Source organism: Pedobacter lusitanus, assembly GCF_040026395.1.
Lineage (GTDB): Bacteria > Bacteroidota > Bacteroidia > Sphingobacteriales > Sphingobacteriaceae > Pedobacter > Pedobacter lusitanus.
Window position 1 is genome coordinate 5265608 of record NZ_CP157278.1, and the last position, 17328, is coordinate 5282935.

Sequence of the window (17328 nt, forward strand, 5' to 3'; positions counted from 1 at the left end):
TAATCAGTGATTTGTTATGGCATATTCCACCAGACAGGCGTTAATAATCTTGTTTTCTCAGAATTATCACCCACATTTTTTGGATTTCTTGTTGCTTCATTGGTTTCATAAACCATAGCCTGAATCCATGGATCACTATCATTTGAAGAGAAGATAGTTGTATTAATGTTAAGTGGTTTTTTAAGACTGGGCCCATATATATCTTTACTGTAATCCATTCTGCGCATATCTACCCATGTCTCATTATTTAAGCACTGAGTAATGTATTTCTGGCGAAAAATATGACTCAGACCCTGCGTTAGATTAGAAAAGTGCAGGGCAAGACCGTCAGCAAGCTGTGCAGTCCAGTAAGAATTAATGTCCGTTGCAGTTACCCCGAGTTTTCTCATATTTGCTTTAACGCCTGATTCATAATCGGTCAGTGCACCAGCTACATTACCAGAACGTAATTTGGCTTCAGCTTCGATTAGTTTTACTTCCGAATAAGTAATAAAAGGGAATGGAGAAGTTGTATTGGTATAGTAACCGCTTTTACTGAAAGGACCATAATCAGTTACAGCAGTTTTAGTTGCATCACCATTTGATCCGTTTGCTAACAGGCCCTGTCCACCGGCAAGCGCTCCCCCGGACCTCAGTCCTCTGTATTTTCCATCAGATGCAGCAGGGAGCATAATTTTTGTTATACGCGGGTCCTGATAAATGTTGTTCGTGACAGGGAAACTGGTTAGCATATTCACAAAAAACTGGCTCCATGTAAAATAGCGGGGATCAGTTGTATTGGTAAAACCACCCCAGCTTGACCATGGACTTTCATCAGTTTGCAGTGCACCTGCTATATAATCAAACTGTGCATCCATACCATCTCCGTTGAAAGAATTTTCGCAGGCATCAATGATCTTTGCAGGATTATAGAGAGCAGTTTTTTTAGTTAAATGATTCAGATAACGGGCTTTCAGGGCGTAGGCAAAACGTTTCCACTTACTTACATCACCCTGATACATGATATCCCCGTTTTTTGAATTTAATGAAGCAGTTTTATTGGTGCCGTCAAAGGCAGTGATGGCTTCATCCAGCAAGGTTTGAATACGCTGGTAAGCTGTTTGCTGATCATTGAATGAAGGGACGAGGTTGATGCCTGAAACCCCGTTGTAGAAGTCATCCACTACGATAGATCCATACTGGTCAGTTAACATGCCCAGATTCAGGGCAAGCAGTGTTTTACCTGCGCCGGTAAAATGAGGATTGCCTTCAGACTCACCAAGGTTGATGAGGTCTACACAATTTGGCATTGTATATACATAGGCATTTTGCCAGAAAAAATAAGAAGCCGTATATCGCCATTGTTCCGCATTTCTGTTGGTGCCTGTATTAAGCTGGGTAGTGCCATACTGTACCAGTCCGGCAATCTCTCTTGATCCGCGCCACATGGAAGCACCACTGGTAGTTGTAATTGCACCTACCAAACGGTTTGCAGCAGAAACTGAGGTAGGATTATTCGGATCTGTATTAACATCCAGATATTTTTTACAGGACGTATTAATTGTTAAAGCAGCAAAGCTTAAAACTGAAATAAATTTTATATGTAATGTCTTCATGATCGATAGAATTTAAAATGATAACCTCAAGCCTAAATCAAAACCTCTTGTTGCCGGAATACCCAGATTGTCGAAACCGAATGATCCTGAGCCATTAACCCCTGCTCCGCTGCCTGATACTTCGGGATCTACACCAGAATATTTAGTAATCAGAATCAGGTTCCGGCCAGTTACAGAAACCTGTAAATTGGATAATCCGATCCTGTTAATCATTGTTTTTGGGAAGTTATAACTTATAGTAGCATAACGTAAACGATACCAGCTGCCATCTTCCACAAAATCATATCCTTGTTTGGCATATAATGTTTGATAATAGTTCTGATCTAATTTTATACTTTTTGTATTAGGTAGTCCTGTAGACTCTATAATCCCATCAAATACTTTAGTTCCCCTGTCCAGCGTCTTTTTACTTGTGCCAGAATAGACCATTGTATTCTCTGTATTATTAAAAATGTCACCACCCCGTCTGATGTCAATCATAAAAGATAAAGACAGGTTTTTATAAGTAAAAGTATTAGTGATACCAGCAGTGAAGTCCGGATTTCTATCACCTATGATACTTAATGCCGGAGCTACCTGCGGTGCGCCATTGTTATCCAGTAATAATTTACCTTCACTATTGGTTTTCCATGTTGTACCATTAATGCCAAACAGAGAGCCATTCAGAAATGCAGCAGCCTGCGCCACATTTGTACCCCCGGCTGCTACCCAGGCATCAGATAACTCTATCCTGTCTAGTTCTCCCGGTAATGATTTCACAGTGGATTTATTTTTGGCGAAATTGAAGTCTACTGACCATTTGAAATCTTTTTGAATAACCGGCTGGATATTTAATATAGCTTCAACTCCACGGCTGTTTATGGATCCACCATTTAAATAAGCGAGGAATGCTCCGGATGATGGAGTAGTGCGGGTGCCAAGAATTTGATTATCAGAGGTTGAACTATAATAGGTTACATCAAGACCTATTCTGTTTTTGAAAAACCTGATATCAGTACCAATTTCAAATGAATTTGTGAATTCCGGCTGAAGCAGGGGGTTTCCATAATAAGCACCTGAATTGATGATGAAACCCCTTGGATTTATAGTAGAACTATTGGTTGTGGTACCTAAGGTAGTAGCGAGTACGTATGGAGGTGCGTCTTTACCAACGCGGGCCCACGAAGCTCTGAATTTTCCGAATGAAAAGACTTTGTCATCAGATTTAAGACCCATTTCCTTGAGTACTTCTGAGAATAAAATAGAAGTGCTGATTGCAGGATAAAAGAAAGAACGGGCATCTTTCCTTACTGTAGATGACCAGTCATTGCGTCCGCGGAAGTTTAGATAGACAAGATTTTTATAATCTAAATTCAGATCTGCAAAAACACCCATTATTCTCCTCCTGGAAATGTTATTTATACTTGTCCTGGTATTTGGCAACGTATTGTTTAACGAAGTAAATGTAGGGTCTATAAAGCCCAGTCCAGTGGTAGTTACACCTTCATATGATGTCGATTCAAGATTGTGTCCAAGCGTAAGGCTGGTATTGAAATCATTCCAGAAAGTTTTCTTTCCTGTAATTAACAACGTAGAGGTGGTGATCTGATTGGTTGAAGCCACTTCAGAAATAGCTCCTTTTTCTTCTCCGGCTACCATTGTTCCGGCTCCTCTGATGCTCTTAAACTTCTCATTATAGAAATCTGTTCCTAAGCGATAAGTTATATTAAGGAAAGCAAAAGGATCATAAATGATATTACCATTAGCAATAACTCTGTTGACTTTGTCCGTAACAGGTTTATAATTCCGGCTCCAGTAAGGATTGTCTATACCAGTAAGTGTTCTCTGACTACCATCAGCATTCAGATAATTGCTCATGTTATCACTTGATGGCCATAATGCTCCTCCCATTACACCACTGCCACTGCCCTGTAGCACATATTTGCGGTTAGATTCTACATAGTTAATGGTTCCGCCAACCTTCAGTTTATCTGAAATTCTGGAATCGCCACTTAGTCTGAATGATTTGCGGGTATAGCTGGTATTTTCTACAATTCCTTTCTGATCCAGTAAACCGGCAGAAGCAAAAACGGTAGTTTTTTCGTTACCACCACTTGCTGAAACATCATGTGTTTGCGAAAATCCATTTTTAAAGAAATCTCCAAGATTGTTGTAAATCGTTTCTCCCGGATTAAGCAGGGAGCCCCATGAACCGGTTGCTACAGCATTGGAAACACCTTGTTCTCCCTGTCTGTAGGTGGATTGGAGTTCGGGTAATTTATTCACATGATCAAAAGAAAAATTATTGGAATAAGAGATTTTACCTTTGCCGGAGACCCCTTTTTTAGTGGTAATTACAATTGCACCAGAAGCTGCCCTTAAGCCGTATAATCCGGCAGCGGCGGGGCCCTTAAGTACTGTAATCGTTTCAATATCTTCAGGATTGATATCTATTGCCCTGTTTGAAGCTGGTGCTGCACTGGCAATCAGTCCTCCCTGAGAGACCGGAGTACTGTTGTCAATTGGAATACCATCAACAACAAAAAGCGGTTGATTGTTTCCACTTAAAGAAGATCCGCCCCTGATATTAATACTTGCCGAAGAACCAGGGGCACCACTTGAATTATTAATCTGTACCCCGGCAACTTTTCCCTGAAGGGCATTGACAATATTCGGCTGGTTAGATTCAACAATCTCCCTGGCCTTTACATTTTGAGTGGCATAACCCAGGCCTCGTACCTGTTGCTTTACCCCAAAAGCAGTAACAGCAACTTCATTTAAACCCTTTGAATCTTGTCTGAGACTAATATTTATGGTTGAGGCTGTACCTATAAGCTGTTCCTGGCTTAAAGAACCAATAAAAGAGAAAACCAGCACCTGTCCGGCTTTAGCTTTGATAGCATAATTTCCATCGGTATTAGTCATGGCACCGGCCGATGTCCCTTTGATTTTTACAGTAACTCCGGGCAGAGGTAATCCATCTTCTGCCGAGGTCACTTTTCCATTTACTGTTTTTTCCTGTGCCGTGATCTGCTGGGAAAAGAGTAAAACAGAAATGAGGATTAAGAGTAAATTTTTTTTCATTTCTTGTTGATTTAGGTTGATTATTAAGCTAATATGTCTGTAAAATAAGAAAAATATATTTTTTTTCTCTTACCCGTAATCTGCTGACATACTGTTGTCATCAGCTGTTTTTATCTTTAGGTAAACCAAAAGGAAAAGCAATGTCTCAGGAAAAAACAATCAGGGAAACTACAGAATCTGGCCTTACAGCCTTAATGAAAAATTATGCAAATTATAATCTTTGGGCAAATGCCACTATAGTAAACTGGCTCAAAACTAAAGCAGATGAGGTTGTACAGCAGGAAGTACCATCAAGTTTTTCGAGTATAAAACTTACCCTGATACATATGAGAGCTACCGAGCGGTACTGGTTGTCTGTTCTTAATCAAAGCACTGAAGAAATCACTGATAAGACTGATGAAACACTGGAAGATGTTTATACTACTTTTCTTGAAGGATCAGTTGCGTTGGCAGATCAGGTTAACACGATGGGAAATGACAGGCTGCTGGATACTACATTAATAGTAAACCCATGGTTTCAGTGCGATTTTCAGAATTTTGATTATGTGATGCAGGTGATTAATCACACTACTTATCATCGTGGTCAGATTATTACTATAGGCCGGAACCTCGGCTTTACGGACGCACCAATGACTGATTATAATTATTATAATGTATTTGGTAAATAAGCTGATAATCAGAGCACGGCCGTTTGATGCCGGCTCTGATTAAACTTAATATTCAATAAATACTTCATCAGGATAACACCATAACCAGCGTTCACCCGGCTCTGCAGAAGATATGACGGGATGCTGAGTCTGATGATAATGTTTGGTCATATGTTTTTGTGGTGAATCATCACAGCAAAGTGTAACCCCGCAGGTCTGACAGGTGCGCAGATGCATCCATTCCGTATTTTGTCTGATACATTCTTCGCATACATAATCTTTACTTGATTTTACTTCTTTAATAGCAGTGATGTGGCTGCAAAGCTCTTGGTCATCCATCTTTTTGAGATTTAAATACTCCTAAAGTTAAATATTATTTATAATACAACCTTGCACTCTTAAAACTGCGCCCGCTATCATTGGAAAAGTTTGATTTACTGTGAACAATCCTGTGGTTATTGATAACCAGAAGATCGCCTTCATTAAGGAAATATTGTTCACCAATCTCATGAATAAGATTCTCCAGTTTTTTGAGTACATCTTTAGCAATATGAAGTAATGTGGTCGTATTGATATTTTCGCCGTTATACCGGAGATGATATTTATCTTCATGTTTGGTAAGTACAGCTGCTTTACCAGAGCTAAATTCGAATATAGGAGTACTCAGAATGTCTATATCTATATCTGATAGATTAGCTAATAATTTGTCAACGTTGCAGAGTACAGCCTGTTTTTTTTCTTCAGAAATTGAATTGAGGCATAAATGAGCAATTACATCATGGATGTAAGAATCCTCACTGGAAACTGCAAAGTATTGCTCTGTAATTGGTGAACCCACCTGGTCACAGATTGTTTTAAAAAGATCTAAAGAATTTATAGGTGTATTTTTAATAATACATCCAAAATTGTCTTTGTTTAAGTTCTCAGATACTGATGTGGAAATAGCAGAGACACGGTCATGCTGCAGTTTTTCATTTTGTAGATCAATTATATGCATGATAGTATGTTTTTTATAGGTAGATGCAGGTAAATGCTGGCTGTTTGCCAGTCATCGGGTGCAAGATTAATTACTATTTTTTGATATTCCAAAATATTTCACCAATTAGTGAATAATAAAGAGAATCCATTATTATAGCTGTTTTGAGTACAATAATCGAATCTTCCGGTTAAACCGGATAGCGAATAGAAATTAATTATGATTGGAGAAATGGAGTGGGGTATGACAAAGAAGGAGGGGAATCCTTAGCAGAAAAGATTTATAAGCAGAGCTAAGCTCTGCCTATAAATCTTTCTTTTGATTTTTAGCCTCGGTGTAGGTCCATTCAACAACTTGTTTAAGGCTGTTAATTATTCTGTCCTGGCCTTGTTGTTCATTAATATCAATACCACAAAAAGTACTGCCGTTAGATTTTGCATGCAAAACCAGATAATAAATACCACCAATCAATAAAGCCTGAATAGCTCTTAAGTCGACTGTAGTATTTTCAAACTGCGGATCTGTTAGTTTAAAAAGTTCATTTCCCATGACTTCTCTGGCGTCGGCAATTTCTCGCATCAGCTCATTTTTTTCACTGATTTCCCATAAGATGACTTTTTGCATCTCATCTGCCTGAAGAAAAAAGTTAAACTGATCAACCAGTATTTTACTGGCCAGGTCTTCTGCAAAATTTCCTTTGTGCTCTTCGATTAATGCTTGTATACCATCTGTAAAGCCCTCCCAGTAATCTTTTTGTCTGACATAGGTCTCTACCAGTTTATCAACGCTTTCGAAATAAAGATAAATCAGTTTTTTGTCGGCCTTGGCTTTGGCGGCAATATTATTCACTCCGAGTCCTTTATAACCCTCGGTTCTTATGATTTCGCCAACTGCATTAAGTAGTTTCAGTCTGGTTTTTTCTTTATTTCTGATTGGTCCATCAGTAGTTTTTCTGACCATTTTATACTCTTTGTCCAACTATATCAAGTTTTTGGTTTACATATTCAAACGCATTCAGGGCTTTGTCTAACTGCTCTATGGTATGAGTTGCCATCAAACTCATGCGTATTCTTGCGTCTTTTTTAGCTACAGCGGGATATAATATGGGGTTAGTATAAATACCGGCTTTAAGCAACAATTTGCCCGCATCACCAGTTTTATGCGCATCACCAATTTTTACAGGTACAATTGCAGATTGGGTTGTTCCCACATCCATTCCCATGGCTGTTAGTCCATTTTTAAAATAATTAATGTTTTCCCATAATTTTAATTGCCATTGTGGCTCCTCGTCGATTAGTTCAATTGCTTTAATAATGCCAGCAGCTGCCGGTGTGCTCGTTGCCGAAAATATCTGCTGTCTGGACTGGAACTTAAGAAAGTTAATCAATTTGGGGTTTGCAATAACGTAGCCACCAATATTTGCAAATGTTTTACTAAATGTACCCGAAATAAGATCAACCTCATGCAGTAGTCCGGTTAGTTCCAGCGCACCTCTTCCAGTGGCTCCCAGAACACCGATTCCATGGGCATCATCTACCATAATATAAGCACCATAATGTCTGGCTAGCTCTATAATTTGTTTCAATGGTGCAAGATCTCCATCCTGAGAATAAACACCATCAACAATCACAAGTTTAGTTCTGTATTTATCTTTGGCATCCCTCAATATTCGTTCCAGAGACTCAACATGGTTATGAAGGAATGTTTTAGTGTTAGTTAATATACAGCCTTCATATACACTGGTATGAACGGCCATGTCAATAATTGCCAGATCTTCCTTTTGCAACAGGCTCATTAATGTTGCGCTGTTGGCAGTATAACCAGTAGTATAAATAACTGATGAGTCTTTGCTGCGTCTAAAAAAGCTGGCAATTTTTTCTTCCAGAACTTCATGATAAGAGAAATGTCCGCCAATTAATGGAGAAGCACCTGCTCCCGTGCCAAATTCAAGTATTCCCTGCATAGCTGCGGCTTTTACTTTAGGGTGCTGTGTAAATCCCAGATAATCATTGGATACAAAACTTACGTAGTTATATCCATCCTGGTGCATGGATGTTTTTACATGCATTTCGGGGCCGCAACCCGAAAAATTCTGTAACCTGTAATTCATATGGCCATTATCCTTCATATACTGAAGGAAATCGCCAAAGACCTCTGCTCTGTCATATATATCATGACCTTCGATATTTTCAAAATTTTTAAATGTAGCCGTTGCAAAATCCATTTTTATTGGTGTTTTTGAAAGAGTGTGGGCGAAAAAATATCGGACAATTGTTACTAATTTCCGTTTGTGGCTGCAAAGATATTTCATTATGTGAATAAACTGTAACCGTTGTTTGTATTTTGAGTTAAAAAGACACGTTATTTGCGTTTTTTGGTTGCTTTTTCTCTGGCTGGTCTTCTCTTTTTGCTTGAAAGGAGACTGTGACCGGAAAACTTTGATGATTTTTACTCCTAATAAGCTTGGGTTTCCGACTTCCTGCGTTTATATTTGCGCAGTGAAAAAGGCATGTCTTTACATATTGTTTCCAATCCTTTTTTTGAATACTTCTTTCTCTGAAATATTCAAGCTGCCACATCTTGTCTGTCATTTTCAGCAACACCACCGGTTGAATAGCCAGATTGGAATTATCGAATTCTTATCCATGCATTATTTTGGTGAAGATTTAAATGATAATGATGACGAAGATGATATGAAGCTGCCTTTTAAAAAAATAAGTAATCAGGGGCATATTTCACAGGCCGTTTCTTTTTCAAAACCTATTTTGCTGAAACAGCAATATTTCTCCGTACTGGCTGCACCCTGTAAACCAGAATACAGCTGGTTGTCAAATCCGGCGCTGGATAATTTATTCAGACCTCCAAGAGCTTAACCTTATTTACTGAATTTTTAATTGTCGTATGGACTATAATGTGTCTCCATATGACTTATGTATTATTATTTTTTAAATAATTAGAATTTTATGCTTAATCTGATTATTAGCTATTCTATAAAGAATAAGCTGATTATTGGTCTGTTTGTACTCGCGCTGATTGGCTGGGGTACTTATGAGGTCACAAAATTACCTATAGATGCACTTCCTGATATTACGGATAACCAGGTGCAGATTATTACTGTTTCGCCTTCCCTGGGAGCACCTGATATCGAAAGACTGATTACTTTTCCGGTTGAACAGGCTTGTAGCAGTATTTCCGGACTGAAGCAGATCAGAAGTTTTTCTCGTTTCGGACTTTCTCTGGTCACTATTGTTTTTGATGAAGAAACAGATGTATACTGGGCGCGGCAGCAGATCAGTGAAAAATTACAACAGGTACAGCAGGAGATTCCTGCAGGTGCCGGTTCGCCCCAGATGGCTCCGGTTTCTACCGGTCTGGGAGAGATATATCAATACGTGGTCAGGCCGGTTAAGGGATATGAATCTCAGTATGATGCTACCGAATTAAGAACTATTCAGGACTGGATTGTACGGCGGCAGCTTTTAGGTACACCAGGAGTGGCCGAAGTTTCCAGCTTTGGAGGTAAACTCAAGCAATATGAAATAGCCGTTCGTCAGGATCAGTTAAAAGCTTATGGAATTACTATTGCTGACGTATTTGATGCCTTAGAGAGAAATAATGAAAACACTGGAGGTGCTTATATAGAGAAAGGACCTACGGTTTTATACATCAGAAGTGAAGGATTAACCACTACGCCCGAAGATATTCAGCAGATTGTAGTTAAAACGCTGGCTAATGGAATGCCGTTATTAATGAAAGATGTAGCTACCGTTCAGTATGGCGCTGCAATCCGATACGGAGCTATGACTTATAACGATAAAGGTGAAGTAGCCGGAGCAGTAGTCATGATGTTGAAAGGCGAAAACTCATCAGTTGTAGTTAAAAGAGTTAAAGACAGAATCGCCGAAATACAAAAAATGATGCCTAAGGGAGTAGTCATTGAACCCTTTCTGGATCGTACCAAGATGGTAGATAATGCCATACACACTGTTGAAGTCAATTTAATGGAAGGTGCACTGATTGTTATATTTGTACTGGTGTTTTTTCTGGGCAATCTCAGGGCCGGACTTATTGTATCCTCAGTCATTCCGCTTTCCATGTTATTCGCAATCATTCTGATGAATAAATTTGGTGTTGGTGGAAATCTGATGTCACTTGGCGCAATAGATTTTGGACTTATCGTTGATGGATCTGTAATTGTTGTAGAAGCCATATTGCACCGGTTTGCACATTCTAAACAATTTAGAAAAGCCGGGCAGATCAGTCAGCAGGAGATGGATAATGAAGTGGGTAAATCGACTGGTTCAATGATTAAATCCGCTGTTTTCAGCCAGATTATTATTCTAATTGTTTACCTGCCAATTTTATCTCTGGAAGGTATTGAAGGAAAAATGTTCAAGCCCATGGCTTTCACTATTGCTTTCGCTATCCTTGGAGCCTTTATTTTATCAGTTACTTATGTTCCGATGATGTCGGCCTTATGTCTGAGCAGAAATCTGAAGCATAAAAAAAATATCACAGATAAACTGATGGCCTGGCTGGAAAGAAGATATCAGCCTTTACTTGGTAAAATACTACGTTTCCCAAAAACTATTATACTGATCACTCTGTCCCTATTTATCAGCTCTGTATTTATACTGACCAGAATGGGTGGAGAGTTTATACCTCAGCTTGAAGAAGGTGACTTTGCTGTAGAAACCAGGTTGCTGACCGGGAGTAATCTGAATAATACGATAGAAACGACGCAAAAAGCTTCGAAAATTCTTTTAAATGAATTCCCGGAAGTACAAAAGATTGTTACGAAAATAGGCAGTGCCGAAGTCCCTACAGATCCTATGCCTTTTGAAGCAGGAGATATGATGGTAATCCTTAAAGCTAAAAAAGACTGGACTTCAGCTAAATCATTTCCCGAATTAAGTGCGAAAATGACTAAGGCACTGGAAGTTGTTCCGGGGATCACCGTAGGTTTCCAATTTCCCGTTCAGATGCGTTTTAACGAACTGATGACTGGAGCAAGACAAGATGTAGTCTGTAAGATTTTTGGAGAAGATCTGGACTCTCTTGCCAGTTATGCGCATCGTTTAGCGGGTATTATTCAGACCGTAAAAGGTGCAGTTAATATTTATGAAGAGAAAGTAAATGGTATGCCTCAGGTAGTTGTCCGGTACAACAGAGAAGGCATGGCTAAATATGGCTTAAACGTAAGTGATGTAAACCGTGTGGTTAACACTGCTTTTGCAGGTCAGGTTGCAGGTCAGGTTTATGAAGGAGAGAAGAGGTTTGACATGGTTGTCAGATTAGACGGGGAATCACGTAAAAACATTTTTGATATCCGTAATCTTATGATCCCGGCTAAAACTGGTGGTCAGATACCTTTATCACTTGTCGCATCGGTTGAAGAAGTAGAAGGTGTAAACCAGATTCAGCGGGAAGATACGAAGCGCAGGATTATTATCGGGTTTAACATCAAAGACAGAGATGTGCAAACCATAGTTGAAGAGTTACAGCAGAAAGCCGGACGTGAGCTTCATTTGAATAAAGGATATACCATACAATACGGTGGTTCTTTCGAAAATATGACTGCTGCAAAATCAAGATTAAGCATAGTTGTGCCAATTGCGCTTTTACTGATTTTCCTGCTGCTGTATTTTGCCTTTGGTTCAGTTAAACAGGGACTGCTGATTTATACCGCAATTCCATTATCAGCAATCGGTGGAATTCTTGCTTTATGGGCACGTGATCTGCCTTTTAGTATTTCTGCCGGTGTAGGTTTTATCGCTTTATTTGGTGTCGCTGTTTTAAATGGAATACTATTGGTTACTGAATTCAACAGGCTGAAAAAAGAAGGCTGGACTGATGTGAAGCGTATTGTGATACACGCCACGAAATCTAAACTCCGTGCTGTTTTAATGACTGCACTTGTTCCTTCTCTTGGATTTATCCCAATGGCAATCAGTACAGGCGCAGGTGGTGCCGTGCAAAAACCTCTTGCCACAGTAGTCATTGGTGGTTTAATCGTTTCCACTTTATTAACCCTATTTGTTTTGCCCATGCTTTACCTGCTTTTTGAAAAAGGATTTGGCTACTTCAAGCCACAAAAAAGAATAGCGACTGTGATGTTATTCCTGCTTTTTGCCGGTCTGCAATCAGCAATTGCTCAGCAAAAAATACATTTGCCAGCGGCGATAGACAGCGCGCTGAAAAACAACAATGCGCTGAGAGTTTCGATGATTCAAACCGATTATTATCGTGAATTAAAGAAAAGCAGTTTTGACGTACAGAAAGCCAATGCAGGATTTGAATTCGGACAGTTTAACAGCCTGAAAAATGATAACAGGTTTTCTATTTCCCAGAGTATAGATTTTCCAGGTGTTTATATCCATCAGTCAGCTATTCATAAAACCAATATTCAGCTTAGTGAAACCAATCTTTTGCAGCATCAGCTGGAGTTGAAAACAAGAGTGAAATCTGGTTATTACAGTTTATTGGTGATGGAAAACAAACGTAAATTATTGTTGCAGGCAGATAGTATTTACAGTGCTTTTCTGGAAAAGGCTGAACAAAGATTCAATTCAGGCGATGTAGATGCACTCGAGCTGGCAACAGCGAGAAACCAGCGCTTACAGATTTCCAATCAGCTTGAAGCACTCCAGACCGATTACGAAGTTTTATTGAACCGTTTTAATGTGCTGCTGAATGCTCAGCATCAGATGTGGCCTGAAAACGATAATGTATTATATAAACTTTCTGTCCTGCCAGATGCTGATCAAACGGCTGATAATCCATTGTTAAAATTACAACAGCAGCAATTACAGTTATCAAAGCAGCAGTATAAGCTGGAAAAAAGTAAACTTTTGCCATCTTTAAATTTGGGTTACAGTAACACGAGTATTGTTGGTTGGCAGACCCTGAGTTCAGGTTCAGAGATCTATTTTGATAAAGGAAAGCGGTTCTCTTCAGTAAATGCGGGTCTTGGCATTCCTGTTTTTTTTGGTGCCCAGCGCTCTAAAATAAAAGCCTCTAATGTGCTGATTAGGCAAAAAGAACAGGAGCTTGCTACCTCAAGACAGGATCTCAGTACTGCATTGGCAGACGCTTTGAAAGTTTATGCACGAAACAGTAAGCTGATCAGCTCTTATCAGGACAAGATTTTACCAAATGCCTCAAAGATTATTACAATCACTACAGATAAATTGAATGCCGGAGAAATAGGCTATCTCGATTGGGTAATTCTAATCAATCAGTCTATCCAGATCCGCAGTGAATATTTCAATACCGTGCAGCAATTGAATGAAGCTGCTTTTGAAATAGAAAAAATAAGTGCCGTTAACTAAGTTTAAAAATATTAAAATGAAACAAGCCATAATATTAGCATCCTTCCTGACTATCTTCTCTTGTTCCTGCACAAGCGAAAAAAAAGAACAGCAAGAAGAAGTGAAGAAAACGGTTGTAAAGACTGATGCAGATCAGGTTCAGTTATCGCCGGAACAGATAAAAAATTCCGGAATTGAAATCGGTGTTCTCGGGAAAAAGGAAATGCATACTACATTAAAGGTGAATGGTGTGATTGATGTACCACCAGAGAATATAGTCTCTGTTAGTATTCCCCTGGGAGGTTACGTGAAAAAGATGTCGCTGATTCCAGGGATGAGAGTTGCAAAAGGGAGTGTTCTGGCAACTATTGAAGATCAGCAGTATATTCAGTTGCAGCAGGATTATCTGACAGCAAAGAGCAGATTGAAATTTGCAGAAGCAGATTATAATCGCCAGAAGGGTTTAAATGCAACAAAAGCGACCAGTGATAAGCTGTTCCAGCAAGCAGAAAGTGAGTTTAGCAATCAGAAAATCCTTGTTCGTTCCCTTGCTGAAAAAATCAGGTTAACAGGTCTGAATCCGTCACAGTTGAACGAGACTAACATTTCCCGTTCAATTAACATTTATGCACCTATCAGTGGGTATATCACTAAGGTAAATGTGAATCCGGGTAAGTATGTAACCTCTTCTGATGTTTTATTTGAGCTGATCAATCCGGGAGCATTGCATGTAAACCTCACGGTTTTCGAAAATGATGCATCTAAACTGAAAGAAGGACAAAAGATTATCTGTACGACTAATAAACATCCTGAAAAGAAATATCTGGCAATTATCCATTTGATTACACCAAATATTGGCGAGGACCGCACAACCAGTGTGCATTGTGATTTGAAAGACAATGATAAAGATCTGTTGCCGGGAACTTTTATGAATGCGGCAATTGAACTGAATAATTCGAGTGTTAATGCAGTTCCTGAGGCAGCAGTAGTGAAATGGGAGAATAAAGATTATATCTTTTCTGCTGAAGGCGCTGATAAATTCAAAATGATCCGCGTGGAAACAGGTGTCATTAACAATGGCTTTGTAGAAATTAAATCTGCACCAGATGTGAAATCGGTGGTAGTTAAAAATGCTTATGCAATTCTGATGAAGATGAAGAATAGTGAGGAGGAGGGGTAATGATGATTTTACCACTATATTTACCACAAAAGGCTATCTGATATGGATGGTCCTGATAAATAACAGAACGAGATAAATGAGTGCTCTTCAGCAGATACTTTCTAAAAAGACAGATAAAGAACTATTGTTTTATATTAATAATATTGATAAACATACAGATGAGGCTGTAAGACTGGCTCTCGCTGAATTGCGAAAGCGAAATGTTGAATTACCTGATCAGATAGAATTGGATATCGAAGCAGGATTCAAGATCAGAGCAATACGTGTTCTGGAAAAAAAGAAAGAGATTTGGACTGAAAATGTTGAAGAGTATCTTGAGGCCCCTGAATATTATACTAAAAGAGCTATTTATGCTTTTTCAATATTGTTTTCTATTCTAATTGGGACGTTTATGATCGCTTCAAATCGCAAGACAGCTGGTAAAGAAATATGGTCGGTGATCCTGTTTGGAATATTGTACATTGGATTAGCTCCATTTGTTATGGCATTTATACATTTGGATAAGGTTCCATACTGGTATATAGCTAATAGTGCAGGAACTTTGATAATGTATGAATTGTTTTGGAATAGGGATTTTGGAAAAGATATTAAATACAGGACTAAATCAATTTGGTTACCATCAGTTTTTGGCCTGATCTTATTCGTTTTTTTCTTAATAAAGATAATAATACTCAGGAGTAAATAGTAACAGAAAATTGAACAAGCTAAAAACATATTTTAACTGGAGTACTGGAAAAGATTCTGCACTTGCTCTGCATTATCTGCTGCAGGATAAGAATTATAGTATAGAACATCTGCTCACCTCGGTTAACAGACAACATAACCGGGTGAGTATGCATGGTCTGCGCAGAGAGCTGTTCGAACAGCAAATAGAGGCACTGAATCTGCCTTATAGTACCATTGAGCTTCCTGAACAGCCTTCCATGCAGGAATATGAAACACTGATGGAGAAAGAAGTTTCCAGCCTGCAGCAAGAGGGATTTACTCATGCTGCTTTTGGAGATATCTTTTTAGAAGATCTCAGAAAATACAGAGAACAGCAATTAGCGGCTTTGCATATCAAATCAGTTTTTCCGCTTTGGAAAAAAGATACCAGACAACTGCTAACCGAATTTATTGATCTTGGCTTTAAATCTGTACTGGTTTGTATCAAAGCAGATCTGCTTGACCCTTCTTTTGCAGGCAGGGTAATTGATGCGGATTTTATTAAAGATTTACCACCAAATGTAGATGTCTGTGGTGAAAATGGTGAATTTCATACCTTTTGTTTTGACGGTCCGATATTTAAAAATCCTATTCCTTTTGAAATCGGTGAAAAGGTTTACAGAGAATATCAGGCTCCCAAAACAGATGCTGACTCCTGTTCATCGCAGCAGGTAAAAGGCAATAGCGGATTCTGGTTCTGTGATTTACTGCCAATTTCTGGCGGCTAATGTTTTCTTCCTGAAAATAACAGTAATTTTAATGTCTTAAGGAAAAGAAATACAAACACATGAACCGAAAATATTTTATTTCTTCTCTTGTAGCCTCAGGGGCGGTATTATCAACATTCGATGGCTGGGCAAATCTTTCCGCTAAAGCAGAAGAAACCGGGAAGGTGAAAATTCCGCCATATTTAAAAGCCGGAGATGTTATCGGAATTACAAGTCCGGCAGGATTTATAACTCCAGAAAATATTCAGCCAGCAGTTCAGCTGATGGAGAGCTGGGGTTTTAAAATCATGATAGGTTCGGCCATCGGCAAAAGAGACTTTACTTTTGGTGGTACAGATGAAGAAAGAAGGAAGGATCTGCAGGAAATGCTGGATAATCCTTCAATCAAAGCAATTATGTGTGCCAGAGGTGGATATGGTATAGTCCGTATCATTGATCAGCTAAATTTTGATGAGTTTGTTAAACATCCTAAATGGTTAATCGGATTTAGTGATGTGACTGTCCTGCATTGTCATATTAATCAGAATTTTGGTATTGCAACCATACATTCCAAGATGTGTAATAGTTTCCCTGATAGCTGGGCTAAAGCAGAGCCGATACAGGTTACTACAATTTTATCCATCAGACAGGCACTGATGGGTGAAGAATATACACTTAATGCTCTCGTAGTCCAGGGAAACCGGGTCGGAAAAGGGCAGGGGGTAGTAGTTGGAGGTAACCTGAGTATTATAGCCAACGACTCTGGTACAAAATCAGACCTGAATACCAATGGTAAAATCCTTTTCTTGGAGGATACCGGAGAATATCTTTATAGTCTGGACCGGATGTTCTGGAATTTAAAACGTACCGGAAAACTTGCTCAGCTTGCCGGATTGATCATAGGTGGTTTTAGTGTGAAACCAGATGATCCCGGCGAAATATTTGGTAAAACAATCTATGATATTGTACTGGAAAAGGTGAGGGAATATAGTTATCCCGTTTGTTTTGATTTTCCTGTCGGGCATCAGAGAGCTAATTTTGCACTCAGATCAGGTACAATACATGTTCTTGAAGTCGGACCCGGGGGGAGTACATTGAGATCCCTGAAATCATAATAAATAAAAAGGCCCTGCCAGAATCCTGAC

13 protein-coding genes are annotated in these 17328 nt (G+C 39.1%); 7 read left to right on the top strand and 6 right to left on the bottom strand.

What is annotated here, in order from left to right:
- Nucleotides 1-14: 14 nt before the first annotated feature.
- Together PL_RS22670 and PL_RS22675 are read right to left on the bottom strand one after the other, a co-directional pair.
- Entirely contained in the window at nucleotides 15-1595 is a 1581-nt protein-coding gene (locus PL_RS22670; RefSeq protein WP_041886581.1) for a SusD/RagB family nutrient-binding outer membrane lipoprotein, read from the bottom strand.
- 12 nt (nucleotides 1596-1607) lie between these two features.
- On the bottom strand, nucleotides 1608-4658 hold the full coding sequence (locus tag PL_RS22675; protein WP_041886582.1) for a SusC/RagA family TonB-linked outer membrane protein: 3051 nt from the start codon (nucleotides 4656-4658) through the stop codon (nucleotides 1608-1610).
- A 140-nt stretch (nucleotides 4659-4798) separates the two neighbouring features.
- Here PL_RS22675 and PL_RS22680 point away from each other — a divergent pair, with 140 nt between their 5' ends.
- On the top strand, nucleotides 4799-5326 hold the full coding sequence (locus PL_RS22680) for a DinB family protein (protein ID WP_052496599.1): 528 nt from the start codon (nucleotides 4799-4801) through the stop codon (nucleotides 5324-5326).
- Between the two features lie 45 nt (nucleotides 5327-5371).
- Here the strand turns inward: PL_RS22680 and PL_RS22685 are convergent, their stop codons facing one another.
- The 4 genes from PL_RS22685 to PL_RS22700 form a co-directional block, all read right to left on the bottom strand.
- Nucleotides 5372-5644 (bottom strand): UBP-type zinc finger domain-containing protein, encoded by a 273-nt coding sequence (locus tag PL_RS22685; protein ID WP_041886584.1) that lies wholly within the window; start codon nucleotides 5642-5644, stop codon nucleotides 5372-5374.
- A gap of 34 nt (nucleotides 5645-5678) precedes the next feature.
- Nucleotides 5679-6302, bottom strand: coding sequence for a TauD/TfdA family dioxygenase (locus tag PL_RS22690; RefSeq protein WP_041886586.1), 624 nt, complete (start codon nucleotides 6300-6302; stop codon nucleotides 5679-5681).
- A gap of 282 nt (nucleotides 6303-6584) precedes the next feature.
- On the bottom strand, nucleotides 6585-7259 hold the full coding sequence (locus PL_RS22695; protein WP_041886588.1) for a TetR/AcrR family transcriptional regulator: 675 nt from the start codon (nucleotides 7257-7259) through the stop codon (nucleotides 6585-6587).
- Nucleotides 7243-8505, bottom strand: coding sequence for an aminotransferase class I/II-fold pyridoxal phosphate-dependent enzyme (locus PL_RS22700; RefSeq protein ID WP_235324690.1), 1263 nt, complete (start codon nucleotides 8503-8505; stop codon nucleotides 7243-7245). The genes PL_RS22695 and PL_RS22700 overlap by 17 nt, the downstream gene beginning before the upstream one ends.
- A gap of 316 nt (nucleotides 8506-8821) precedes the next feature.
- Here PL_RS22700 and PL_RS22705 point away from each other — a divergent pair, with 316 nt between their 5' ends.
- The 6 genes from PL_RS22705 (at nucleotide 8822) to PL_RS22730 (ending at nucleotide 17298) form a co-directional block, all read left to right on the top strand.
- On the top strand, nucleotides 8822-9154 hold the full coding sequence (locus PL_RS22705) for a hypothetical protein (protein WP_348620418.1): 333 nt from the start codon (nucleotides 8822-8824) through the stop codon (nucleotides 9152-9154).
- Nucleotides 9155-9244: 90 nt separating this feature from the next.
- Entirely contained in the window at nucleotides 9245-13612 is a 4368-nt protein-coding gene (locus PL_RS22710; protein ID WP_348620420.1) for a CusA/CzcA family heavy metal efflux RND transporter, read from the top strand.
- A 16-nt stretch (nucleotides 13613-13628) separates the two neighbouring features.
- Nucleotides 13629-14771 carry an efflux RND transporter periplasmic adaptor subunit gene (locus tag PL_RS22715; RefSeq protein ID WP_041882287.1) on the top strand — a complete coding sequence of 381 codons (1143 nt, stop codon included), beginning with the start codon at nucleotides 13629-13631 and terminating at the stop codon, nucleotides 14769-14771.
- Nucleotides 14772-14847: 76 nt separating this feature from the next.
- Nucleotides 14848-15456, top strand: a complete 609-nt coding sequence (locus tag PL_RS22720) for a hypothetical protein (protein ID WP_348620422.1) — start codon at nucleotides 14848-14850, stop codon at nucleotides 15454-15456.
- 10 nt (nucleotides 15457-15466) lie between these two features.
- Entirely contained in the window at nucleotides 15467-16204 is a 738-nt protein-coding gene (locus PL_RS22725) for an ATP-binding domain-containing protein (RefSeq protein WP_041882280.1), read from the top strand.
- Nucleotides 16205-16263: 59 nt separating this feature from the next.
- Nucleotides 16264-17298 carry a S66 peptidase family protein gene (locus tag PL_RS22730; protein WP_041882281.1) on the top strand — a complete coding sequence of 345 codons (1035 nt, stop codon included), beginning with the start codon at nucleotides 16264-16266 and terminating at the stop codon, nucleotides 17296-17298.
- The last annotated feature ends 30 nt before the right edge of the window (nucleotides 17299-17328 follow it).

What these genes read in the sequence shown, in the direction of transcription:
- PL_RS22700 (WP_235324690.1), bottom strand. Translation starts at nt 8,505, where the DNA reads ATGGATTTTGCAACGGCTACATTTAAAAATTTTGAAAATATCGAAGGT.
- PL_RS22685 (WP_041886584.1), bottom strand. Translation starts at nt 5,644, where the DNA reads ATGGATGACCAAGAGCTTTGCAGCCACATCACTGCTATTAAAGAAGTA.
- PL_RS22675 (WP_041886582.1), bottom strand. Translation starts at nt 4,658, where the DNA reads ATGAAAAAAAATTTACTCTTAATCCTCATTTCTGTTTTACTCTTTTCC.
- PL_RS22710 (WP_348620420.1), top strand. Translation starts at nt 9,245, where the DNA reads ATGCTTAATCTGATTATTAGCTATTCTATAAAGAATAAGCTGATTATT.
- PL_RS22680 (WP_052496599.1), top strand. Translation starts at nt 4,799, where the DNA reads ATGTCTCAGGAAAAAACAATCAGGGAAACTACAGAATCTGGCCTTACA.
- PL_RS22690 (WP_041886586.1), bottom strand. Translation starts at nt 6,302, where the DNA reads ATGCATATAATTGATCTACAAAATGAAAAACTGCAGCATGACCGTGTC.
- PL_RS22730 (WP_041882281.1), top strand. Translation starts at nt 16,264, where the DNA reads ATGAACCGAAAATATTTTATTTCTTCTCTTGTAGCCTCAGGGGCGGTA.
- PL_RS22670 (WP_041886581.1), bottom strand. Translation starts at nt 1,595, where the DNA reads ATGAAGACATTACATATAAAATTTATTTCAGTTTTAAGCTTTGCTGCT.
- PL_RS22715 (WP_041882287.1), top strand. Translation starts at nt 13,629, where the DNA reads ATGAAACAAGCCATAATATTAGCATCCTTCCTGACTATCTTCTCTTGT.
- PL_RS22720 (WP_348620422.1), top strand. Translation starts at nt 14,848, where the DNA reads ATGAGTGCTCTTCAGCAGATACTTTCTAAAAAGACAGATAAAGAACTA.